The following is a 21661-nucleotide window of genomic DNA, read 5'->3' on the forward strand; positions in this document are numbered from 1 at the left end:
CTAAGCTAGGTCAAGTGACGGCAGTTTGCGCGCAGTTAAAGCACTAAGCCCCAACATTATCGCTGCAACGGTAAGACACAGCGGCAACCCTCCAAGTTGATAGCTTGCCCCAGAGAGCACCGTGCCAAGCAAACGCCCCGCCGCATTCGCCATATAGTAAAAACCAACATCCATCGTGACGCGCTCTGCTGTTGTGAAGTGCAAAATCAGATAGGAATGCAGCGCCGAATTGATCGCGAACAGCGCGCCAAAAACTAACAATCCGCCAATGACAAAGGGGGTCAGATTGGGGATATCGCTCCAAACAAGCAGAGCAAGCGTCAAAGGAACAAGTGCAAGCACCGCCGCGAGCGAACTCGCGCTTTGTAAAGGCAAACGCGCCAGCAGTTTTGGGGCGCCCGCTTGCACGAACCCGTAAAAAATCACCCAGAACGCCATGAACGTGCCGATCAGGAAAAACGCTGCGCGATTGCCTTCTTCTGATCCATCTGACCAGATTCCGTAGAAATAGATAGAAATCCCCACAACGAACCAAACATCGCGTGCTCCGAACAGAAATACCCGTGCAAGGCTCAGCCAGTTCACATCTGAATTGGTTGAAAAAACAGCCGAAAACTTAGCGCCCTTCATGCCTTTCGGAAGCCCGTCAGGCATTTTGAAGAAAACCGCTATCAAAATTATCGTTAGCGCAGCAGCCATCCACAGGATCGCACCCTGAAAGCCGATGCTGCCCAGAAGCGCCGCGCCAACAAGAAACCCTAGGCCTTTCACCGCATTCTTTGAGCCTGTGAGCAGGGCCACCCATTTGAACAGCGATCCGTCCTCGGTCGGAGCAAGTAACTTAACAGCAGATTTACTGCTCATCTTCGCGAGGTCTTTCGCGACGCCAGAAAGCCCTTGAACACACATTACGAAGGTAACGGAGGCAGCGATGCTCCAGGTTGGATCAAGCTGCGTCAAAGCAAGCAGCGCAACAATTTGCAAAGCCAGCCCCGCGTAAAGCGTCGAATTCAAACCAAAGCGCGCAGCGATCCAACCCGCGCACAGGTTAGTGATCACACCTGCAATCTCGTAAAGCACAAACAGATAGGCAAGCTGAACCGGAGAGAAACCCAGCGTATGAAAGTGCAAAAGCACCAACATACGCAGCGCGCCATCTGTCAACATAAAGGCCCAATAGGCCGCGGTTACCGCAAGATAAGCCGTGAAACCGGCTGGTTTGCTCATATAGATGCGCCTACCATTAGGGCGACGTCGATCAAGCGATGCGCATAGCCCCATTCATTATCGTACCAAGCGTAAATTTTCACATGCGTGCCATTCACGACCATCGTAGAGGGCGCATCAACAATCGAAGAGCGAGGATCATTGGTGTAATCCGTTGAAACTAGCGGGCGCGTTTCATAACCTAGAATGCCCTTGAGCGGCTCTGAGTTCGACGCCGCCTCAAACAGTGCGTTTACCTCTTCGACGCTGGTCGCGCGTTCAACCTCAAACACACAATCGGTCAGCGACGCGTTCAACAGCGGCACCCGCACCGCATGGCCGTTCAATTTACCCGTCAGTTCAGGGTAGATCAACGTTATCGCCGTCGCTGATCCTGTGGTTGTTGGGATGAGCGAATTGAGCGCAGAGCGCGCACGTCGTAGATCTTTAGCGGGACGATCAACGATAGTCTGTGTATTTGTTACATCGTGAATCGTGGTGATCGAGCCATGTTTAATGCCTAAATTCTCATGAATAACCTTAACAACAGGCGCAAGGCAGTTAGTTGTGCAAGAGGCCGCAGTAATGATGCGGTGCTTGTTTGGCTCATAGGTGTCGTCATTGACCCCAATCACGATGTTTGCAGCGCTCTCTTCTTTCACAGGGGCTGAGACCACGACCTTTTTCACGCCTGCAGCAAAATAGGGGGCAAGTTTTGCCTCTGTCTTGAACGCGCCCGTGCAATCTATAACGACATCCACACCCTCTAAAGGAAGCTCGTTTAAATCACGTGTCTGACAAAGCGGAATACGGGTTCCATCGATCGAAATACTGTCAGCATCGTGTGAAAACTCGGCATCCCAACGCCCGTGCACCGTATCAAATTCAAGCAAATGCGCGTGCATCTCGGGATCGCCGACGGCATCATTCAAAAATGCGATCTTCGCACCACTTTCGAGCAGCGGTCGGATTGCGAGTTTTCCCATACGGCCGAGGCCATTGATTGCATATGTGGTCATCTGTTTTCTCCTGCAGCAACGCGTAGATCGAATCTGTAACAGTTTTGTGTCGCGGTGCGTGTTAACACGCACCCTACGTAGATTCACTTGATCTTAATCGTGAGCCGCCAGAACTTTGGGATGTCCAACTATCATCGCCCCAAGATTCCAAACGCAACGATCTTCTTTACCGTTGGCCTGCGTTCACACGGCTCCAATCTGCTTTTACGGGAGATTACGCTGCTGCGCAGCGCCGTCCAGCGCACTTTGCGCGAGCGGCCTGTGACAGTGCATGCATGGGTGGTCCTTCCCGATCATATGCATTGTATTTGGACGTTACCCAGCGGCGATCATGATTTTTCTACGCGATGGCGCATCATCAAAGCTAGATTTTCGCGCAGTCTGCCAAAGGGACCCTTACGTGCCAGCGACATCACGCGCAGGGAAAGAGGGATTTGGAACAGGCGTTTTTGGGAACATCACATCCGATCAAAAGCTGACTTTGACGCGCATATGGAACTTTGCTGGAGGGATCCTGTGAACCATGGTTTGGTTCAAAGGCCTGAACATTGGGAATTTACGTCCTTTGCGAAGATGAAACGAATATCAGCGTAGGGTGCGTGGTTACCACGCACCTTACCCTTAGTTGTCCATCTTCAGCGCAGAAATGAATGCTTCTTGTGGAATATCCACCTTGCCGAATTGGCGCATCTTCTTCTTACCCGCTTTTTGCTTCTCAAGCAGTTTCTTCTTACGGGTCGCATCGCCGCCATAGCACTTCGCCGTCACGTCTTTGCGCATCGCGGAAAGCGTTTCGCGAGCGATTACCTTACCTCCAATCGCCGCTTGAATCGGGATTTTGAACATATGGCGCGGGATCAGATCTTTCAGTTTTTCAACCATAGCACGCCCCCGCATTTCAGCGCGGTCGCGGTGCACCATCGTTGAGAGCGCATCCACAGGCTCATCGTTCACCAGAATTGACATTTTCACCAGATTGTCCTGACGATAGCCCGTCATATGATAGTCAAATGACGCATAGCCCTTCGTGACGGATTTCAGGCGGTCGTAAAAATCAAAAACAACCTCGTTAAGGGGCAGATCATACACCACCATCGCGCGGCTGCCCGCGTAGGTCAGATCTTCTTGAATGCCGCGGCGATCTTGGCAAAGCTTCAAAACATCGCCCAGATATTCATCTGGCACCAAAATCGTTGCCTTGATGCGCGGCTCTTGCATGTGATCCACGAAGGTCAAATCAGGCATATCAGCAGGGTTGTGCAACTCCTGCATCGTGCCGTCTTTCATATGAATATGGTAGATCACCGACGGCGCAGTTGTGATCAGCTCGATATTGTATTCGCGCTCAATCCGATCGCGGATTACCTCAAGGTGCAGCAACCCTAGGAAACCACAACGGAACCCAAAACCAAGCGCAGCAGAGGTTTCCATTTCGAACGAGAAGCTCGCGTCATTCAGCGCCAGCTTGTCGATTGCATCGCGCAAGTCTTCGAATTCTGCGCTATCTACTGGAAACAGCCCGCAGAACACGACCGGCTGCGCAGGTTTAAAGCCCGGCAGGGCGTCCTGTGTGCCTTTTTTCTCATGGGTAATCGTGTCGCCCACGCGCGTGTCGCGGACTTGTTTGATTGACGCCGTAAGAAAGCCCATTTCACCGGGCCCAAGCTCTGCGATCTCTTCACGCTGTGGTTTGAACACGCCGATGCGATCAACAAAATGAGTGGAATTGTTAGAGAGCATTTTGATGCGCTCGCCCTTTTTCAACACACCATCAATGATTCGTACCAAAACAATAACGCCGAGGTAGGCGTCATACCAACTGTCCACAAGCATGGCCTTTAGCGGTGCATCCCGCTCGCCTGTCGGTGCGGGCAGCCGCGTGACAATCGCTTCCAGCGTTTCATGAATGCCTTGGCCAGTTTTCGCAGAAACTTGGATCGCATCTGTTGCATCGATTCCGATCACATCTTCGATCTGTTCTGCCACGCGATCACAATCAGCCGCCGGCAGGTCGATCTTGTTCAAGATCGGCACGATCTCGTGATCCGCATCAATTGCATGATAGACGTTGGCCAATGTCTGCGCCTCAACGCCTTGAGAACTGTCCACAACCAACAATGAGCCTTCAACCGCACGCATCGAGCGGGAGACTTCATAGGCAAAGTCAACGTGGCCGGGGGTGTCGATCAGGTTCAGAACATAATCTTCCCCATCGTCCGCTTTATAGTCAATCCGAACTGTGTTGGCCTTAATCGTAATCCCGCGCTCGCGTTCGATGTCCATGCTGTCGAGCATCTGCTCTTGCATGTCACGATCCTTCACTGTGCCCGTCTCTTGAATGAGGCGGTCAGCAAGGGTGGATTTCCCGTGGTCAATATGCGCCACGATCGAGAAATTACGGATTTTGCTCAAGTCTGTCATAGGCGGGATATGAGTGGCTTTTGCGCCTTGGTCAAGGCGCTGCACACGTACTAACCAATTTGCAAGATCAGCAAGGCTTTGCCGACACAGCGCAGGAATTGAAATCAAGCTATTTTTACGTTAATATTAACGGGTAGGTAAGCAGCACGAGAGACGATGGGCTTCAAGATCCGCGCCCGTGCTGAACAGAGGCAGAAACCATGAAACACATCATTTTGACACTCACTTTGTCGGCGATACTAGCACCAGCCCTTCCAACTACAGTTGAGGCAGGCTCAATGCAGCGCGCATGCATGCAATCTGACCGCAAAGCCGCGAATCGCAGCCTTTGCAGATGCATCGACAAAGCCGCGCGCAAAACGCTTAGCTCGTCAGACCAACGTCTGGCCGCGACCTTCTTTAAGAATCCCCATCGCAGTCAGGAAATTCGCCAATCGGATCGCGCCAGCCATGAAAAATTCTGGAAGCGTTACAAGAAGTTCGGCGTCCAAGCGCAAAAAATGTGCTCATAAGACCTTGCGCGCGCGCTCGGTGTATCGAAATGACATGAAGAAAATCGTCATCCTCACAGGTGCAGGCATTTCCGCTGAGAGTGGGCTGGGAACCTTTCGCGACGAGGGCGGTCTTTGGGCGCAACACCGCATCGAAGATGTGGCAACGCCCGAGGGGTTCGCGCGTAATCCCGATCTCGTGCATCACTTTTACAACGCGCGCCGCGTTCAGGCGCAGCAAGCCCGCCCCAACGCCGCGCATGAGGCATTGGCCCGGTTGCAAAGTGCATCTGATGGCGAAGTGATTCTGGTCACGCAAAATGTTGATGATCTGCACGAACGCGCCGGATCGCAGAACGTTATTCACATGCACGGCGCCCTAAGTGGCGCACTTTGCGCCAGTTGCGATGCCCGTTGGCGTGCTCCGCTTAAAATGAATCGCGATTCGATATGCCCGAAATGCGCAGCACATTCTGCCCGCCCGGACATCGTGTGGTTTGGTGAAATGCCCTACCAAATGGATGAAATTTACCACCATTTACGCGAGGCGGATCTTTTTGCCGCGATTGGAACCTCTGGCAATGTGTATCCCGCTGCGGGGTTTGTCCAAGATGCCACTCAGTTCGGCGCGGGTACGATTGAGCTTAATCTAGAACCCAGCGCGACAGTTTCGGCTTTTGCTCAAACCAGTTTTGGAAAAGCCACCGATACGGTCCCCGCTTGGGTTGAAAGCCTCCTCTAATCTAACGGCTTTTTGGCAAGGAATGGGGGCATCGCCCCCACCCATCACTTAAATCAGTTATTCGAATGATCCATGTCACCATGTTTCATTGCGCCGTGATCCTGGCGCTCTAGATCAACTGGAATTTGCACAACTACGTCACCAGCTTTTTCAAATGTCAAAGTAACTTCGACGGTATCACCGTGGTTCATATCCTGTGTAAGTCCCATGAACATCACGTGATCGCCACCGCGCGCAAGCCCATGCATTTTACCATCAGGGATAGAAAAACCTTCTTCGACATGCACCATCTTCATCACCCCTTCACCCATGTCTTCATGTGTGTGGAGTTCGACTTTTTTCGCGATGCTCGACTTGGCATCGATCAAGCGATCATCCGTGCCAGAATGGTTCATGATCTGCATAAAGGCCGCGCCCGTCTTTGCGCCTTTCATCGAGGTACGCGCATAGGCATCCTTGATCATTATGCCATCCGCAAAAGCTGGCAGTGCAACGGAAACAGCAAGAGCTGCGGCGAAAAACTTGGATGTGAAAGACATTGGTCTCTCCTTCATTGATTTAGAATTTGGAAAACGTGAAACTAAATCAAAGCAGGAGGCGCGCGCGCGTTTGGGGCTCCAAGGCGTAGCGTAGAAACCCCGTCATTCAAAACCTCAGCCTCTTGTGAGGTCCACAGGCCAGAGGCGCTAAAAACAACATCGCTGCTGTCCAACGCAACTATCAACGACAAAGCATAATCAGGGCAAAGCTGAGGTGGTGTGGTCGGCTCGCCGTTTTCGTCGACGTAGACCATTGTCGGGCCAACACCTGTGCAAATGACCATTTGACCCGTGGCATCTGGCATCGTGCGCGCAACGGCGGCGCTTTGCGCTGTTAACGCAATAACGCACGCCAGTACGGCGCTCAAAAGGAAGGATGACCACTTCATACCAATGACTTATGCTTGCACCGAACAGGCTGCAACGGACAAAACGAAGCACCCCGCAGCATAGGCTACGGGGTGCTCAAAATTCGAAAAACCGAAAAGAGATTAAGCGGCTGCCGCTTGCGCTTTCGCGATCTCTTTTTTGACTTTCAATGCGCCGTCAGACAGCTCTGTGTCTTTCGCTTTCGCAAGGAACGCGTCCAGACCACCGCGGTGATCAACAGAACGCAGTGCAGCAGCAGAGATTTTCAACTTGATACCGCGACCAAGAACTTCGGACTGAAGCGTCACATCGTTCAGGTTTGGCAAAAACCGGCGACGTGTGCGGTTTTTGGCGTGGCTTACGTTGTTGCCCGTCATCGGGCCTTTTCCGGTCAATTCGCAGCGGCGCGACATGGGCATATCCTCGTGTTCATTTGGTGCAGAGCGTTCCTCTGCAAACAAAAAGTAGGCGCAGCATTCACCGCGCCAATAATTCCGTTCGGGCCTCTTAGGACGATAACAGATAGGCGTCAAGCGATTCACCGCTTCGCAACCCCTATCCTTTACACTTACGCTCACTTTTCTGACTTCTGCGGCTGTCTCACGTCGTCTTTCAGAAAATCTCTTGGAAATTTGGGCGTGCGCTAGGGGCGTGTTACCGTCTAGCCCTTTAATAACTCTTGCATGTGCTGGGCCGCAAAAGCAGGGGTTACTTTGCCCTGCGCAACCGAAGCCCCGAGTTCATCCATCGCATCTCGCAAAGGTCCAGCTTCGCTTAAACGCGCAAGAAGCGCTTGGCGTACATCTTCTTCAAACCAGAATCGCGCTTGCTCGGCGCGGGTGCGGTTGAAAAATCCTTCTTCACGCCGCCACTCGACCAGCGCGCTCATCTCATCCCAAGCGCCTTGCAACCCGCTTTCTTCCAACGCCGAAATTGCCAGAGCTTTGGGAAACCCGTCCGGGTCTTGCGGGCGCTTGCGCAAAAGCCGCAAAGCCCCCGCATAATCCGCCATTGTCCGCGTAGCTGCGGATTTCAAGTCGCCATCTGCTTTGTTAACAAGAATCAGGTCGGCCATTTCCATGATGCCACGCTTCACGCCTTGCAACTCATCGCCGCCCGCTGGGGCCAAGAGCAGAATAAACAAATCTGCCATCTGGGCGACAACCGTTTCAGATTGCCCAACACCTACGGTTTCAATCAAAACGACATCGAAACCAGCGGCTTCGCAGACTGCAACGGCCTCGCGCGAGCGGCGCGCAACGCCGCCAAGATGGGTTTGCGACGGCGAGGGGCGAATAAACGCATCGCGCTCCCGTGCCAAACGATCCATGCGCGTCTTATCGCCAAGAATTGATCCGCCAGAGCGCGCCGAACTTGGGTCAACAGCCAAAACAGCAACCCTCAGACCCTGCCCCAAGAGCATCATGCCAAAGCTCTCGATAAACGTAGACTTTCCGACGCCCGGCGTTCCTGACAGTCCGATCCGCAAGGCTTGTCGCCCACTGGAGGCCAATGCTTCCAACAACTCCGCCGCTTGCGCACGATGATCGCTGCGCGCGCTTTCCACCAAAGTGATCGCGCGTGCCAATGCACGGCGGTCACCGTTTTGCACTGATGTTGCAAGCGTTTGGATGTCCATGTCGCGCCCCTTCAAAAACTCGCCTGTTTTTCTCTGAGCACGCAAGCGTTGTCTAGCCCCGCGCTTTGGACGATATGTAGCAGATGGACGATACTCTCCCTATTGATGCGGTTTTACCCGAGCTGATCGACGCGCTCAAAACGCGCGGCATGGCAGTTTTGCAAGCCCCTCCCGGCGCGGGCAAAACCACGCGCGTGCCTTTGGCCGTGCTGCGCGCCAAACTTTCGAGCGGCAAAATCATCATGTTAGAACCCCGTCGCCTTGCCGCGCGGGCCGCCGCAGAAAGGCTCGCTTCTCAACTCGGAGAACAAGTGGGGGAAACCGTCGGTTACGCAATGCGCGGGGCGCGCAAGATCGGGCCAAACACCCGCATAGAAGTTGTGACCGAAGGCATCTTGACCCGAATGATTCAATCCGACCCTGAACTTTCGGCGATCGGCACAATCATTTTCGATGAATTCCACGAACGCTCGCTAAATGCCGATCTTGGCCTCGCGCTTTGCATTGAGTGCCGCGCGGCATTGCGCGAAGACTTAGCGCTGATCGTTATGTCCGCCACGCTTGATGCTGCGCCCGTCGCCACGCTCTTAGGGAACGCACCAATCGTAACCTCAGAAGGGCGCAGTTTTCCGGTGGAAACTGTGTTCCTTCCTCGCCCGCGTCCAAAAGACATCCGTCTGGAAACGGCGATGGCCGATCTTATCGAAACCGCCTTAAAGGATACTACGGGCGGTTTGCTCGCATTCCTACCGGGCGAAGGCGAAATTCGGCGCACCGAGGCGCTGCTCGCAAGGCGCCTTGGCCCGAACATCGCTCTCAGGCCGCTCTATGGCGCGATGAAATTCCAAGACCAGAGATCCGCTATCCAACCCGAAACGGATGGACGACGCAAACTTGTGCTGGCCACATCCATCGCCGAAACGTCGCTAACGATTGAAGACATACGCATTGTTGTTGACAGCGGCCTTTCCCGCCGCGCGCGCTTTGATGCGGGAACCGGCATGTCGCGACTTGTCACAGAACGTGCCTCGCGCGCCGAATCCGAGCAGCGCGCAGGGCGCGCGGGGCGCGTTGCTCCCGGCATTGCTTACAAACTTTGGGCCAAAGGCGAGAACGGGGCGCAACCGCCCTTCGCGCCCGCCGAAATTGAAACCGCCGATCTCACCGATCTCGCGTTGGAAATCGCGCTCTGGGGCGCGCCTCCTGAAGATTTGCCGTTCCTAACGATGCCACCACCTTCTGCACTTAGCGAAGCGCAAAACCTGTTAAGCGATCTTGGCGCGCTTGATGCCGACTTGCGCATAACGGACCACGGCAAAGCCCTCGCACGGCTCCCAATGCACCCAAGGCTGGCACACATGCTCATCCGAGCGGGCTCGCAAGCCGCTGAAGCGGCCGCCATTCTGGGTGATCGTGATCCGCTCGCTCGCGGGAGCGGTTCTGATCTATTTCTGCGACTCCGTGCGCTTCGAGAAGGGCGCGTTTCAAAAGACTACAAAGCACGTATCGCTCAAGAAACCACACGTTTTCGCAAACTCGCCCCGAACAACACCTGCGCAGCCATGGACCTTGGCGCGATCTGCGCGCTTGCCTATCCTGATCGCATCGGCCAGCGCCGCAAAGGCGAGGCTCCTCGTTATGTCCTCTCTGGTGGCAAGGGCGCTGTGATGGAAGACGGCGATGCCTTGAGTAAAGCGCCATACATCGTCGTGACCGATACAGACGGACACCCCCGCGAAGCGCGCATTCGCCAAGCAACGCCGATACACCTCGCAGATATTCGCGCGCTTTATGGCGATCAAATCCTGTGGGTCGAAGAATGTTCTTGGTCCAAACGCGAACGCCGTGTTCTGGCCTACAAACGCGAAAAACTAGGCGCTCTGACACTGGACGAGCGCCTCTGGAATGATGCACCGGAAGACGCCACTGCAAAAGCAATGCTTGAGGGCGTCAAAATGCTTGGCCTGACGCTTAACCCACCCGCAGAACGATTTAGAACGCGCGTCATGCTGATGCGAAAGGCGGGTGAAGACTTTCCGGATATGAGTGACAGCGCGCTGATAAACGATGCGCAGGATTGGTTGCTACCCTACCTCGGCGGGGTGAAAAATGCGGCGCAACTCAAAAGCTTGAACTTGCTCGAACCGCTCAAATCTCGCCTGACATGGGAGCAAACGCAGCGCCTTGATACAGCGGCTCCGTCGCATGTTAGCACGCCTTTGGGCCGCAAAGTGCCTGTTGACTATTCTCATGGCCAACCAGAAATAGAACTCCGCTTGCAAGAAATGTTCGGAACGACGGTCCATCCGATCGTCGCAGGTCAGGCTCTGCGTGTGACCCTGTTATCTCCTGCGGGTCGGCCCGTTCAAACGACAACGGACATTCCCGCCTTTTGGGACAGCTCATATGCGGACGTGCGCAAAGATATGCGGGGGCGATATCCACGCCATCCTTGGCCCGAAAATCCGCGCGAAGCAGACCCAACGTTGCGCGCAAAGCGCAAAGGTAAGTGAAAATTGCATATTTGATCACTATCTGTTAATCCTCATCGGATAAAAGCAAAAAAAGAAGGGCAGGTAAGTAATGGGCGGACTTCTAAAAAAAGCATGGTCTGAAGTTGTTCAGCCACTTGTTCAGCGGCCTGGCCGCGTGCAAGTCGCGGCAATTTGCTATCGCGGCGATGGGGCAGAACGCAAAGTTCTGGTTATCACAAGCCGCAACACCAAACGCTGGATCGTTCCAAAAGGTTGGCCGATTGACGGTTTGGACGCACATTCCGCCGCCGCGCAGGAAGCTTGGGAAGAAGCGGGTGTAAAGGCTGCAAATATCTTGCCCGAGCCAGTTGGTGAATTCGACTACGAAAAACGATTGGAAGGCGGCTCTGTCGTGCCTTGCTCGACAAAAGTCTTTGCTATTGAGGTCGATCGCCTAGAAGACGTGTTCCCAGAGGCATCCGAGCGTACCCGCAAATGGGTCGATCCGGCGCAAGCTGCTGAAATGGTTGATGAACCGGGTTTGCAGGCAATCCTCAAGAACTTCCAATCCTAAGGTTTCGCCGCAAAATATCGGCCCTCAGTGCATGAATGACTTGTCTTGAATCGCTTTGCGCCTTACGCGCATGGGGACGAAATTGCATGCAAAAGAGATTAAAATGGCCGAAAACCCTCTTGGAAGTCAGTGGAAGACACTAGATCGCGACCTGAATCGAATTAGTCAGCTTGAATTAGCGACTCAATTTGTGGCGCGCCCGATGGTTGGCCTGGGGATTGCTTTTGCCTTCATCCTCGTCGCCTTTCTCATAGCGATTATCTGGTTTGGCGGAAGCGAAGGATCGTTGATCGTTGCGGCTGCTGCGGCGGTTGGTGCCTATATGGCGATCAACATTGGTGCAAATGATGTTGCTAACAACATGGGCCCGGCAGTTGGTGCCAACGCTCTTACGATGGGCGGCGCGATTGCAATTGCAGCTGTGTGCGAAAGCGCGGGAGCCTTGCTTGCAGGTGGCGATGTTGTGTCGACGATTTCCAAAGGCATTATCAACACCGACGCAGTGAAAGACGGCACCGTCTTTATGTGGGCAATGATGGCCGCGCTGATCAGCTCGGCGCTTTGGGTAAACCTAGCAACCTATGTTGGCGCACCAGTTTCCACGACCCACTCGGTCGTCGGCGGCGTTATGGGCGCAGGCATTGCAGCGGCAGGCCTTGCGGCTGTGAGCTGGCCAACGATGGGCAAAATTGCAGCAAGTTGGGTGATTTCACCTGTTCTTGGCGGTTTGGTTGCAGCGCTTTTCCTCGCGTTTATCAAGCACAAGATTATCTATCGCGATGACAAAATCGCCGCTGCGCGCGTGTGGGTTCCGGTTCTCGTCGGCATCATGGCAGGCGTATTTGCGACCTATCTTGCGATGAAGGGGCTGAAACGCATCGTCAAAATCGATCTGCAAACCGCATTGCTGATTGGCTTGGTTCTGGGCTTTGTAACCTATGTCATCACCCGCCCTTTGATCGCGCGTCAGTCGGAAGGTTTGGAAAATCGAAACAAATCCCTAAAGGTTCTGTTTGGACTTCCGTTGGTGTTTTCCGCAGCTTTGCTTAGCTTTGCGCATGGCGCGAACGACGTTGCCAACGCAGTAGGCCCGCTGGCTGCAATCGTTCATGCAACAGAGTTCGGAGACTTTTCATCCAAAGTCGCAATCCCGATGTGGGTGATGATCATCGGTGCCTTTGGTATCTCTTTCGGTCTGTTCTTGTTTGGCCCAAAACTGATCCGCATGGTTGGCAGCCAAATCACCAAGCTGAACCCGATGCGCGCTTACTGTGTTGCGCTCTCTGCTGCGATTACCGTGATCATCGCCAGCTGGCTTGGCCTGCCCGTAAGCTCAACGCATATTGCTGTCGGCGGTATCTTCGGTGTTGGGTTTTATCGCGAATGGCATATGGAGCGACGCCTTAAACGCTCGAAAGGGCCGATCCCCGCGGCGAAAACCATCGCTCCGATTGAACGCCGTCGCCGCAAGCTGGTGCGCCGTTCCCACTTTATGACCATCGTTGCGGCTTGGGTGATAACCGTTCCCGCGGCGGCGCTTATGTCCGGACTGATCTTTACGCTGCTGTATTGGATCGCGAATTAACGGCTAAACAGCTTCAAAGCGTATCAACGCGGTCCATCTGAACAAGATGGGCCGCGTTTTTTAATGCTACTTACCCAAGCACCAGCGCATGATCGCTTTTTGCGCGTGAAGCCGGTTCTCAGCCTCATCAAACACCACCGAGTTCGGTCCATCCATGACCGCACTTGTCGCCTCTTCCTCGCGGTGCGCGGGTAGACAGTGCATAAAGAGCGCGTCGGGTTTGGCGCTTTTCATAAGCGTTTCGTTGACCTGATAAGGCCGCAGCATGTTGTGACGACGCTCTTTGGCTGACTGGCTGTCATGCATCGACACCCAAGTGTCCGCCACAACCAGATCAGCGCCGTCAACAGCCTTGTGCGGGTCGCGCTCAATACTGATGCTTGCACCCGCGTTGCGCGCCAAACCAACGAATTCATCCTCTGGATCAAGTTGTTTTGGGCCTGTGAAGACAAGGTCAAAGCCAAACTGCCCCGCCGCGTGCAAGAAGGATGCGCACACGTTGTTTCCGTCGCCGCACCATACAACTCTCTTCCCTTTGATCGAGCCTCGATGCTCTTCATAGGTCATGACATCCGCCATGATTTGACAAGGATGGGTGCGATCGGTGAGCCCATTGATCACAGGAACATCGGCATATTCCGCCATTTCGAGCAACACGCTTTCATCGAATGTGCGGATCATAATCATATCCACATAGCGTGAAAGAACACGGGCAGTGTCTGCAATTGTCTCGCCATGCCCGAGTTGCATATCGTTGCCGGACAAAACCATCGTCTCGCCGCCCATCTGCCGCACGCCAACGTCAAAAGAAACGCGTGTACGGGTGGAAGGTTTTTCGAAGATCAGCGCCACCATGTGACCTGCGAGCGGCTGCTCGCTATCAAGCGTCGCTTTTGGCAATCCAACCCGCGCATCCTTCATTGAGCGCGCTTGTGAAATGATGCCGCTCAGAGCGTTAGGGTCTGTTTTGTGAATGTCGAGAAAGTGGTTCATATGTCTAAACTTTTTGTTAGTGCGGGTGCGAGAGGCCAGCCCCTCGCGCTCCCCGGGATATTTCTAGAGAGAGGAAACTCAGGACGTTTTCTCAATCTGTTTTGCCGCAGCGCTGAGGCGTTTTGAGGCTTCTGCAATGTCGTCTTCGGTAATGTTAAGCGCAGGAAGCAGGCGAATTACGTTGTCAGCCGCTGGCACCGTTATAACCTCATTGTCATAACCAGCATTCACCACATCGATGTTACTGGCTTTGCATTTGAGACCCAGCATAAGGCCAGAGCCACGCACCTCCTCGAATACGTCGGGATGCGCGGCGATCAGCCCTTCGAGACTTTGACGAAGCGTGCCAGCGCGGCGAGAGACATCTGCAAGGAACTCTGGCTTAGCAACGGTTTCCAGAACAGCGCTCCCCACAGCGCAGCCCAAAGGATTGCCCCCATAGGTCGAGCCATGAGTGCCAGCCGTCATGCCACTTGCTGCATTTTCTGTGGCCAGCACAGCGCCAAGAGGAAAGCCGCCGCCGATACCTTTGGCCACCATCATGATGTCAGGCTCAATGCCTGCCCATTCATGCGCAAATAGCTTGCCGGTTCGGCCTACGCCGCATTGCACCTCATCCAAGATCAACAGAATTCCCTGCTCATCACACAGATCGCGCAGCGCTTTCAGGTCTTGGTCTGGCAATGGGCGAATGCCCCCCTCGCCTTGCACAGGTTCGAGCAATATCGCAGCCGTTTTGTCGTTGATCGCCGCAGTTAGCGCTTCATGGTCACACCAAGGAAGATGTACGAAGCCAGGCAAAAGAGGGCCAAACCCTTTGGTCATCTTTTCGGAACCTGCCGCTGCGATCCCCGCGGACGAACGCCCATGAAACGAGCCATCAAAGGTGATGATTTCGACCCGTTCCGGCGCGTCTTTCTCGAACCAGTATTTGCGCGCCATTTTCACCGCCAATTCGCAACTTTCCGTGCCCGAGTTGGTGAAAAACACGGTGTCCGCAAAGGTTAGATCAACCAACATATCCGCCAGCTTTTGCTGTTGCGGGATCTGATAGAGGTTAGAGACATGCCACAATTCTTGTGCTTGATCAGTCAGCGCCGCAACCAGTGTAGGATGCGCATGACCCAGCGCATTCACCGCAATGCCAGCGCCTAGATCAAGAAAACGTCGCCCGTCTGCTTCGATTAACCAGCTGCCAGAACCTTTGACAAAGGTCAAAGGCGCGCGAGAGTAAGTCGGCAAAACGGAGGGGATCATGGATGTATCCTTAGAAAATGTAAGCCCTGTGAGTGCCTGAGCGGCAGGGCCAAGTCAATATTTGGGGTGATGCATGAGAAGAGTTGCCGCCATGCACGGCAGATCAGACGCAATTAAGCGCGGCGCAAGTGTCGTCGAAGACGTTTATGTGCGGTTTTGATCATGCCTGCTTCATACAGCGCGACGGGTAAAACGCAAGAGCGATTGCAAATCGGTACAATTGAACGCTTGAAGCAGAATGCAAATCGGCGCAGGTCTTGGCGGATGGCAAACCTACCCGAGCATAACCCCCGCCTCGCGATGATCTTAATGATCTGCGCAACAGCATTCATTGCTGTCACGACTTTACTCGCAAAAGCGATCGGAACCGGAACGCTCGGCGCGCCCTTGCATCCCTTGCAGATCACCCAAGCGCGCTTTTTATTTGCGGCTCTTGCGTTGGGAAGTGCGGCATTGATCCTGCGCCCTCAATTCGGCGCGGTGGACCTGAAATTGCATATACTGCGGACGACATGCGGCGCTGCGGGCGTGACCTTGATGTTCGCGTCGGTCGCGTTCATCCCACTGTCGGATGCCACGGCGATCAGCTTTTTGAACCCCGTTTTCGCAATGGTCTTTGCGATTTTCCTGCTTGGCGAACGCGTAGGGCCAGTCCGGTGGAGCGCCGCAGGAATCGCACTGTGCGGCGCGATCATTTTACTGAGGCCGGGATCCGGAACATTTGAACCCGGAGCGTTACTCGCCTTAGGCGCCGCGGTGATCCTTGGATTAGAGATCATATTCATCAAGAAACTCTCAGGACGCGAAGCCCCGTTTCAAATCCTACTTGTCAACAATGCAATTGGTCTGGTCATCGCAACTCTTGCCGTCCTGACAGTTTGGGAGCCACCAACGTTTGCCCAATGGTGCGCGCTTGCAGGCATTGGCGTGGGCATGGCTATGGCGCAGACGTGTTTCTTGAATTCGGTTGCGCGCGCAGATGCCTCTTTTGTTGTGCCATTCAGCTACGGCACGCTCCTCTTTGCAGCCCTGTATGACGCCGCCATATTTGGGGTGATCCCTGAAGCCGTTTCGATCCTAGGCGCAATTGTTATTATTCTCGGGGCGGCGCTTTTGGCTTGGCGAGAAACACGCGCCTCTAAGGCTTGAGCCGATAGCCTGTGCGAAGCATTTGCCAAGCGATTGCGCTAATGGCGAGCACAGCTAAGCTACAAATAAGCAAACCTGACCAAGGGTTACTGTCTGATACTCCAATGACTGAAAAACGCAGGCCGTCGATCAGATAATAAATCGGGTTCATCTCCGTCAACTGGCGCAAAACAGGGGGCAAGACCGATACCGAATAGAAAGTCCCAGACAGCATCGCGAGCGGCGTTACAATGAAATTGGTGATCGCTGCCATTTGATCAAACTTGTTGGCAAAAATACCTGCGATGATTCCAAGGCCGCCAAGAAAGGCGGATCCAAGCACGACATAAGCAAGCGCCATAATCGGATGCTGAACACCAATGCCGAGGAACAAAAGCATCCCAAGCCCAATCGCCAATGCGACGAAAACACCGCGTCCTATACCTCCTGCAAGATAACCAATGACCATCTCCAAAGGCGCGAGCGGGGGCATCAATGTGTCGACAATATTGCCCTGCACCTTGGAAATCACGATCGACGAACTTACATTCGCAAATGAGTTCTGAATGACCGTCATCATCAAAATGCCGGGCGCGATGAATTCGATGAAAGGAACGCCCATAACATCGCCGCGGCGCGCGCCAACCGCGAGATTGAAAATCAACAAAAACAAACCAGCTGTTACAAGGGGCGCAAGCAAGGTCTGCGTCCAAACCGCCAAAAAGCGGCGCACCTCTCTGTGGATCAAAGTCTGCAACCCTAACCAATTTACGCGCCCAAACCGGCGTCTCCCCATCTGCGGTGTGTCTATGGCGTTATTTTGTGTCATAGGTGGCTCAACCCTGCGTCCCTGATTCGCATGACTTGTATCTCAGCCGTGGCTGATTAGAATAGGGGCAAGCACCAAGATATCAGGAGCGGCACCTTTGCGGGCCGCTTTTTTAAATAAGGAAGCCGGAATGTCCTGGACCGACGAACGTGTTGAAACACTGAAAAAAATGTGGGGCGAAGGCCAATCAGCGAGCCAGATCGCCAAAGAACTCGGCGGCGTGACGAGAAATGCTGTGATTGGCAAAGTCCACCGCTTGGGTCTCTCCAACCGGACCACCACCGGAGCTGCGAAAGCAGAAGCAAAACCAAAGGTCGCAAAGGCAGAGCCAAAGCCCAAGGCCGTTGCAAAGGCAGAAGCCGCACCAAAAGCGGTTGCGCCAATTGCCGAGCCAACAACGCCTCCGCCGCCTGTGTCACGGGCGCGCCGCGCGATTATTCCAGCCGGACAGCCCCTGCCACCGCAGCCATCTGCGAATGAGATCAGCCCCGAAGCTTTGGCCAAGGTGAGTGAAGTTGAAAAGAAATCCAAGAAGATCAGCTTGATGGAATTGACCGAACGGACCTGCAAATGGCCTGTGGGCGATCCAGCGACTGATGACTTCTGGTTCTGCGGTCTGCCTGTAAAGGCAGGCAAGCCCTATTGCGAAGCGCATGTTGGCGTGGCGTTCCAGCCAATGTCAGCGCGCCGTGATCGTCGCCGCTAAGTGGTTTGACCAAATGATCTAACGTGGGTGCGTGGAAACCACGCACCTTACGGGGTGTTGCGAAGTGTAGGGTGCGTGGTTTCCACGCACCCTTCTTTTTGCTTAGTCCTGCGGAATAACGCGCAGGCCCAGTTCCATCAACTGATCGCTCATTGGATCGGATGGTGCGTTCATCATCAGATCTTCGGCGCGCTGGTTCATTGGGAACATGATAACTTCACGAATGTTCGCTTCATCCGCGAGCAACATCACAATCCGGTCGATCCCAGCCGCACAGCCACCGTGGGGAGGCGCGCCATATTGGAATGCATTGACCATACCGCCGAAACGCTTGGTCACTTCATCCTTGCCATAGCCCGCCAGTTCAAAGGCTTTGAACATGATGTCGGGCTGGTGGTTCCGGATCGCACCGGAAATCAGCTCATACCCGTTACAAGCAAGGTCATACTGATAGCCCAGCACCTCCAAAGGATCGCCATTCAGCGCCTCTAGGCCACCCTGCGGCATCGAAAACGGGTTGTGCGAGAAATCGATCTTGCCGGTCTCTTCGTCCGCCTCATACATCGGGAAATCAACGATCCATGCGAAAGCAAAACGATCTTCGTCGATCAACTTCAGCGCCTGACCAATCTCGTTACGCGCGCGGCCTGCAACCGCTTCAAACGCGCTTGGCTTACCACCGAGGAAGAAGGCCGCATCGCCGACACCGAGGCCAAGCTGCTGACGGATCGCTTCCGTGCGCTCTGGGCCGATGTTCTTAGCCAGCGGGCCAGCTGCTTCCCATTCGGAAAAATATGCGCCTCGTAATAGATCGGCACGTTCAATATCGCCAGCAGCCTCAAGTTCATCGATTTGAGCGATGACTTCCATGGCCTCATCATCTGTCAGAGAAAGACTATCAGCGGCTTCTTTAGCGGCTTCAATTAAGCGCATTTTTTCCCGAACACGGGTTTCCTGATCCCCAAAAGCAAGGCGCATTCCAGACAAAGCACCTTGAATTGATTCATTCATCTTTGCACTCAAAGCATTAGTACGCTTACGCCAGAAGATGTAGCCCATACCGGGAAGGCCTTCCTTCTGCGCAAAGGCGTTCATGCGGTCACAAAACTTACGTGAGCCACCTGTCGGCGCAGGGATCGCGCGAATCTCTGTGCCTTCCTGCTCCAAAAGCTTCGCGAAAATCGCAAAGCCTGAGCCAGCGAAATGCTCTGACACGACCTGCATCTTGATCGGGTTGCGCAGGTCAGGCTTGTCAGAACCGTACCAAAGCGCGGCGTCTTTGTAGGAGATTTTCTCCCACGTCTGATCGACTTTGCGACCGCCACCGAATTCCTCAAAGATACCGCCAACCACTGGCTGGATCGTGTTGAAGACGTCTTCTTGCTCAACAAAGCTCATCTCGAGGTCGAGCTGATAGAAATCTGTCGGTGAGCGATCCGCGCGCGGGTCTTCGTCGCGGAAGCACGGCGCGATCTGGAAATACTTGTCAAAGCCAGAGACCATAATCAGCTGTTTGAACTGCTGTGGCGCTTGCGGAAGCGCATAGAACTTGCCGGGATGCTGACGGGACGGCACGAGGAAGTCGCGCGCACCTTCTGGGCTGGACGCTGTGATGATCGGCGTCTGATACTCGCGGAAGTTCTGATCCCACATGCGGCGACGCATGGAGGCGACCACATCAGAGCGAAGCGTCATGTTGCGCTGTAGCTTTTCACGGCGCAGATCGAGGTAGCGATACTTGAGACGTGTTTCCTCTGGATATTCCTGATCGCCAAAGACCATCAACGGCAGCTCGGACGCAGAGCCCAATACTTCAATGTCACGAATGAAGACTTCAACTTCACCCGTCGGGATCTTCGGGTTCACGAGGCTTTCGTCGCGCGCCATCACATTGCCGTCGATACGGATACACCATTCAGAGCGCACCTTTTCGATCTCGGCAAACACAGGGCTGTCAGGATCGGCCATAACTTGCGTGATGCCATAATGATCGCGCAGGTCGATAAACAAGAGGCCACCGTGATCGCGAACGCGATGCACCCAACCTGAAAGGCGCACATTATCGCCTACATTAGATTTGTTCAGATCGGCGCAAGTGTGGCTGCGATAGGCGTGCATGGCTGTAATTCCTTCGGAAAGGGCTATAAGTTTGGGCCGATACACCGCGCGGGGGCGCGAAAGTCAAGGCTTGCTTGAACGCAGGCGGATATGCCCCTTGAACCTACCCCGCGCATGTCTATAACCCACGACAATTTGCACGCTGCCGCGACTCAGGCTGCGATCCCTTGAGTGCGCGCTGAAAAAAGAGGTCTGCCCATGCCCAAACGTACTGATATCTCCTCCATCATGATCATCGGCGCTGGACCCATTGTGATTGGGCAAGCCTGCGAATTTGACTACTCAGGCGCACAGGCCTGCAAAGCACTTCGCGAAGAGGGCTACCGCGTCATTCTGGTCAACTCGAACCCAGCGACAATCATGACCGATCCGGGCCTCGCGGATGCGACATATATTGAGCCGATCACGCCTGAGGTTGTCGCCAAGATCATCGAAAAAGAGCGCCCCGATGCGCTGCTTCCGACCATGGGTGGTCAGACGGGTTTGAACACGTCGCTTGCGCTGGAAGAGATGGGCGTGCTGGACAAGTTCGGTGTCGAGATGATTGGGGCCAAGCGGGATGCCATCGAAATGGCCGAAGACCGCAAGCTGTTCCGCGAAGCGATGGACCGGATCGGGCTGGAAAACCCCAAGGCAACGATTGTGACCGCGCCCAAGCGCGAGGACGGATCTGCCGACCTGGATGCCGGTGTGCAAATGGCGCTGGACGAGCTGGAAGAGATTGGCCTGCCAGCCATCATCCGGCCCGCCTTTACGCTGGGCGGAACCGGCGGTGGCGTGGCCTATAACCGCGAGGATTATGTGCATTTCTGCCGGACCGGCATGGATGCGTCTCCGGTGAACCAGATCCTGATCGATGAGAGCCTGCTGGGCTGGAAAGAATTCGAGATGGAAGTGGTCCGCGACAAGGCGGATAACGCGATCATCGTTTGTGCCATCGAAAACGTCGATCCGATGGGCGTACATACCGGTGACTCGATCACCGTGGCCCCTGCCCTGACGCTGACCGACAAGGAATACCAGATCATGCGCAACGGCAGCATTGCCGTGCTGCGCGAAATCGGCGTCGAAACCGGCGGATCGAACGTGCAATGGGCGGTCAGCCCGCATGATGGCCGGATGATCGTGATCGAAATGAATCCACGTGTGTCGCGGTCTTCGGCTTTGGCGTCAAAAGCCACCGGTTTCCCGATTGCCAAGATCGCCGCAAAGCTGGCCGTGGGCTACACGCTGGACGAGCTGGACAATGACATCACCAAGGTCACGCCGGCATCGTTCGAGCCGTCGATTGACTATGTCGTCACCAAGATCCCCAAGTTCGCGTTCGAGAAATTCCCCGGGTCCGAACCCTATCTGACCACCGCCATGAAGTCCGTGGGCGAAGCCATGTCGATTGGCCGGACAATCCACGAGTCGCTGCAAAAGGCGTTGGCGTCGATGGAATCCGGGCTGACCGGGTTCAACGAAGTCGACATCCCCGGCGCGACGAATTCCATTTCCGGCAAGGCCGCCGTGATCAAGGCGATCAGCCAACAAACCCCCGACCGTTTGCGCACCATTGCGCAGGCGAT

Annotated in this window: 19 protein-coding genes; 8 read left to right on the forward strand and 11 right to left on the reverse strand. The window is 54.5% G+C overall.

What is annotated here, in order from left to right; all coding sequences use genetic code 11:
• Both arsJ and ACRBCU_RS09010 read right to left on the reverse strand, forming a co-directional pair.
• Entirely contained in the window at positions 1–1227 is a 1227-nt protein-coding gene (gene arsJ, locus ACRBCU_RS09005; protein WP_431365049.1) for an organoarsenical effux MFS transporter ArsJ, read from the reverse strand.
• Positions 1224–2225 carry an ArsJ-associated glyceraldehyde-3-phosphate dehydrogenase gene (locus ACRBCU_RS09010; RefSeq protein WP_431365050.1) on the reverse strand — a complete coding sequence of 334 codons (1002 nt, stop codon included), beginning with the start codon at positions 2223–2225 and terminating at the stop codon, positions 1224–1226. The genes arsJ and ACRBCU_RS09010 overlap by 4 nt, the downstream gene beginning before the upstream one ends.
• 120 nt (positions 2226–2345) lie before the next feature.
• On the opposite strand from ACRBCU_RS09010, the gene ACRBCU_RS09015 reads away from it, so the two are divergent.
• Positions 2346–2819: an REP-associated tyrosine transposase gene (locus ACRBCU_RS09015; protein ID WP_431365051.1), complete on the forward strand. Its 474-nt coding sequence runs from the start codon at positions 2346–2348 to the stop codon at positions 2817–2819.
• Positions 2820–2846: 27 nt separating this feature from the next.
• Here ACRBCU_RS09015 and lepA read toward each other — a convergent pair whose 3' ends face one another.
• Positions 2847–4646 carry a translation elongation factor 4 gene (gene lepA / locus ACRBCU_RS09020; protein WP_431365067.1) on the reverse strand — a complete coding sequence of 600 codons (1800 nt, stop codon included), beginning with the start codon at positions 4644–4646 and terminating at the stop codon, positions 2847–2849.
• Positions 4647–5192: 546 nt separating this feature from the next.
• On the opposite strand from lepA, the gene ACRBCU_RS09025 reads away from it, so the two are divergent.
• Complete coding sequence (locus tag ACRBCU_RS09025; RefSeq protein ID WP_431365052.1) at positions 5193–5879, forward strand: NAD-dependent deacylase; 687 nt, start codon at positions 5193–5195, stop codon at positions 5877–5879.
• Positions 5880–5932: 53 nt separating this feature from the next.
• Here the strand turns inward: ACRBCU_RS09025 and ACRBCU_RS09030 are convergent, their stop codons facing one another.
• From ACRBCU_RS09030 to meaB, 4 genes are all read right to left on the reverse strand, one after another.
• Positions 5933–6418, reverse strand: a complete 486-nt coding sequence (locus ACRBCU_RS09030; RefSeq protein WP_431365053.1) for a copper chaperone PCu(A)C — start codon at positions 6416–6418, stop codon at positions 5933–5935.
• Positions 6419–6459: 41 nt separating this feature from the next.
• Positions 6460–6807: a hypothetical protein gene (locus tag ACRBCU_RS09035; RefSeq protein WP_431365054.1), complete on the reverse strand. Its 348-nt coding sequence runs from the start codon at positions 6805–6807 to the stop codon at positions 6460–6462.
• Between the two features lie 102 nt (positions 6808–6909).
• The gene (gene rpmB / locus ACRBCU_RS09040) at positions 6910–7200 is read right to left on the reverse strand and encodes a 50S ribosomal protein L28 (RefSeq protein ID WP_431365055.1); all 291 of its coding nucleotides are present in this window, start codon (positions 7198–7200) and stop codon (positions 6910–6912) included.
• A 248-nt stretch (positions 7201–7448) separates the two neighbouring features.
• A complete protein-coding gene (meaB, locus tag ACRBCU_RS09045) occupies positions 7449–8426 on the reverse strand; it encodes a methylmalonyl Co-A mutase-associated GTPase MeaB (protein WP_431365056.1) in 978 nt (325 codons plus the stop codon).
• 83 nt (positions 8427–8509) lie between these two features.
• Here meaB and hrpB point away from each other — a divergent pair, with 83 nt between their 5' ends.
• The 3 genes from hrpB (at position 8510) to ACRBCU_RS09060 (ending at position 13059) form a co-directional block, all read left to right on the forward strand.
• On the forward strand, positions 8510–10939 hold the full coding sequence (gene hrpB, locus ACRBCU_RS09050; protein ID WP_431365057.1) for an ATP-dependent helicase HrpB: 2430 nt from the start codon (positions 8510–8512) through the stop codon (positions 10937–10939).
• 70 nt (positions 10940–11009) lie between these two features.
• Positions 11010–11474, forward strand: a complete 465-nt coding sequence (locus ACRBCU_RS09055) for an NUDIX hydrolase (RefSeq protein WP_431365058.1) — start codon at positions 11010–11012, stop codon at positions 11472–11474.
• A 103-nt stretch (positions 11475–11577) separates the two neighbouring features.
• Positions 11578–13059 (forward strand): inorganic phosphate transporter, encoded by a 1482-nt coding sequence (locus ACRBCU_RS09060; RefSeq protein WP_431365059.1) that lies wholly within the window; start codon positions 11578–11580, stop codon positions 13057–13059.
• 66 nt (positions 13060–13125) lie between these two features.
• Here the strand turns inward: ACRBCU_RS09060 and argF are convergent, their stop codons facing one another.
• Positions 13126–14052, reverse strand: a complete 927-nt coding sequence (gene argF, locus ACRBCU_RS09065; RefSeq protein ID WP_431365060.1) for an ornithine carbamoyltransferase — start codon at positions 14050–14052, stop codon at positions 13126–13128.
• A 78-nt stretch (positions 14053–14130) separates the two neighbouring features.
• Entirely contained in the window at positions 14131–15309 is a 1179-nt protein-coding gene (locus tag ACRBCU_RS09070) for an aspartate aminotransferase family protein (RefSeq protein WP_431365061.1), read from the reverse strand.
• 264 nt (positions 15310–15573) lie between these two features.
• On the opposite strand from ACRBCU_RS09070, the gene ACRBCU_RS09075 reads away from it, so the two are divergent.
• Complete coding sequence (locus ACRBCU_RS09075; RefSeq protein WP_431365068.1) at positions 15574–16458, forward strand: DMT family transporter; 885 nt, start codon at positions 15574–15576, stop codon at positions 16456–16458.
• On the opposite strand, the gene ACRBCU_RS09080 is transcribed toward ACRBCU_RS09075, so the two are convergent.
• A complete protein-coding gene (locus ACRBCU_RS09080) occupies positions 16448–17266 on the reverse strand; it encodes an ABC transporter permease (protein ID WP_431365062.1) in 819 nt (272 codons plus the stop codon). The two genes, ACRBCU_RS09075 and ACRBCU_RS09080, sit on opposite strands and share 11 nt — an antisense overlap.
• A gap of 130 nt (positions 17267–17396) precedes the next feature.
• Between ACRBCU_RS09080 and ACRBCU_RS09085 the strand changes: the two genes are divergently transcribed.
• Positions 17397–17972 carry a GcrA family cell cycle regulator gene (locus tag ACRBCU_RS09085; RefSeq protein WP_431365063.1) on the forward strand — a complete coding sequence of 192 codons (576 nt, stop codon included), beginning with the start codon at positions 17397–17399 and terminating at the stop codon, positions 17970–17972.
• A gap of 102 nt (positions 17973–18074) precedes the next feature.
• Here the strand turns inward: ACRBCU_RS09085 and aspS are convergent, their stop codons facing one another.
• On the reverse strand, positions 18075–20090 hold the full coding sequence (gene aspS / locus ACRBCU_RS09090; protein WP_431365064.1) for an aspartate--tRNA ligase: 2016 nt from the start codon (positions 20088–20090) through the stop codon (positions 18075–18077).
• Positions 20091–20288: 198 nt separating this feature from the next.
• Between aspS and carB the strand changes: the two genes are divergently transcribed.
• A partial coding sequence (carB, locus tag ACRBCU_RS09095) for a carbamoyl-phosphate synthase large subunit (protein WP_431365065.1) occupies positions 20289–21661 on the forward strand: 1373 nt, incomplete at its 3' end.

Source organism: Planktotalea sp., assembly GCF_050633725.1.
Taxonomy (GTDB): Bacteria; Pseudomonadota; Alphaproteobacteria; order Rhodobacterales; family Rhodobacteraceae; genus Planktotalea.

Bases quoted from the DNA above. Each gene is read 5' to 3' on its own strand.
- arsJ (WP_431365049.1), bottom strand. From the start codon at position 1,227: ATGAGCAAACCAGCCGGTTTCACGGCTTATCTTGCGGTAACCGCGGCC.
- ACRBCU_RS09010 (WP_431365050.1), bottom strand. From the start codon at position 2,225: ATGACCACATATGCAATCAATGGCCTCGGCCGTATGGGAAAACTCGCA.
- ACRBCU_RS09015 (WP_431365051.1), top strand. From the start codon at position 2,346: ATGTCCAACTATCATCGCCCCAAGATTCCAAACGCAACGATCTTCTTT.
- lepA (WP_431365067.1), bottom strand. From the start codon at position 4,646: ATGACAGACTTGAGCAAAATCCGTAATTTCTCGATCGTGGCGCATATT.
- ACRBCU_RS09025 (WP_431365052.1), top strand. From the start codon at position 5,193: ATGAAGAAAATCGTCATCCTCACAGGTGCAGGCATTTCCGCTGAGAGT.
- ACRBCU_RS09030 (WP_431365053.1), bottom strand. From the start codon at position 6,418: ATGTCTTTCACATCCAAGTTTTTCGCCGCAGCTCTTGCTGTTTCCGTT.
- ACRBCU_RS09035 (WP_431365054.1), bottom strand. From the start codon at position 6,807: ATGAAGTGGTCATCCTTCCTTTTGAGCGCCGTACTGGCGTGCGTTATT.
- rpmB (WP_431365055.1), bottom strand. From the start codon at position 7,200: ATGTCGCGCCGCTGCGAATTGACCGGAAAAGGCCCGATGACGGGCAAC.
- meaB (WP_431365056.1), bottom strand. From the start codon at position 8,426: ATGGACATCCAAACGCTTGCAACATCAGTGCAAAACGGTGACCGCCGT.
- hrpB (WP_431365057.1), top strand. From the start codon at position 8,510: ATGGACGATACTCTCCCTATTGATGCGGTTTTACCCGAGCTGATCGAC.
- ACRBCU_RS09055 (WP_431365058.1), top strand. From the start codon at position 11,010: ATGGGCGGACTTCTAAAAAAAGCATGGTCTGAAGTTGTTCAGCCACTT.
- ACRBCU_RS09060 (WP_431365059.1), top strand. From the start codon at position 11,578: ATGGCCGAAAACCCTCTTGGAAGTCAGTGGAAGACACTAGATCGCGAC.
- argF (WP_431365060.1), bottom strand. From the start codon at position 14,052: ATGAACCACTTTCTCGACATTCACAAAACAGACCCTAACGCTCTGAGC.
- ACRBCU_RS09070 (WP_431365061.1), bottom strand. From the start codon at position 15,309: ATGATCCCCTCCGTTTTGCCGACTTACTCTCGCGCGCCTTTGACCTTT.
- ACRBCU_RS09075 (WP_431365068.1), top strand. From the start codon at position 15,574: ATGGCAAACCTACCCGAGCATAACCCCCGCCTCGCGATGATCTTAATG.
- ACRBCU_RS09080 (WP_431365062.1), bottom strand. From the start codon at position 17,266: ATGACACAAAATAACGCCATAGACACACCGCAGATGGGGAGACGCCGG.
- ACRBCU_RS09085 (WP_431365063.1), top strand. From the start codon at position 17,397: ATGTCCTGGACCGACGAACGTGTTGAAACACTGAAAAAAATGTGGGGC.
- aspS (WP_431365064.1), bottom strand. From the start codon at position 20,090: ATGCACGCCTATCGCAGCCACACTTGCGCCGATCTGAACAAATCTAAT.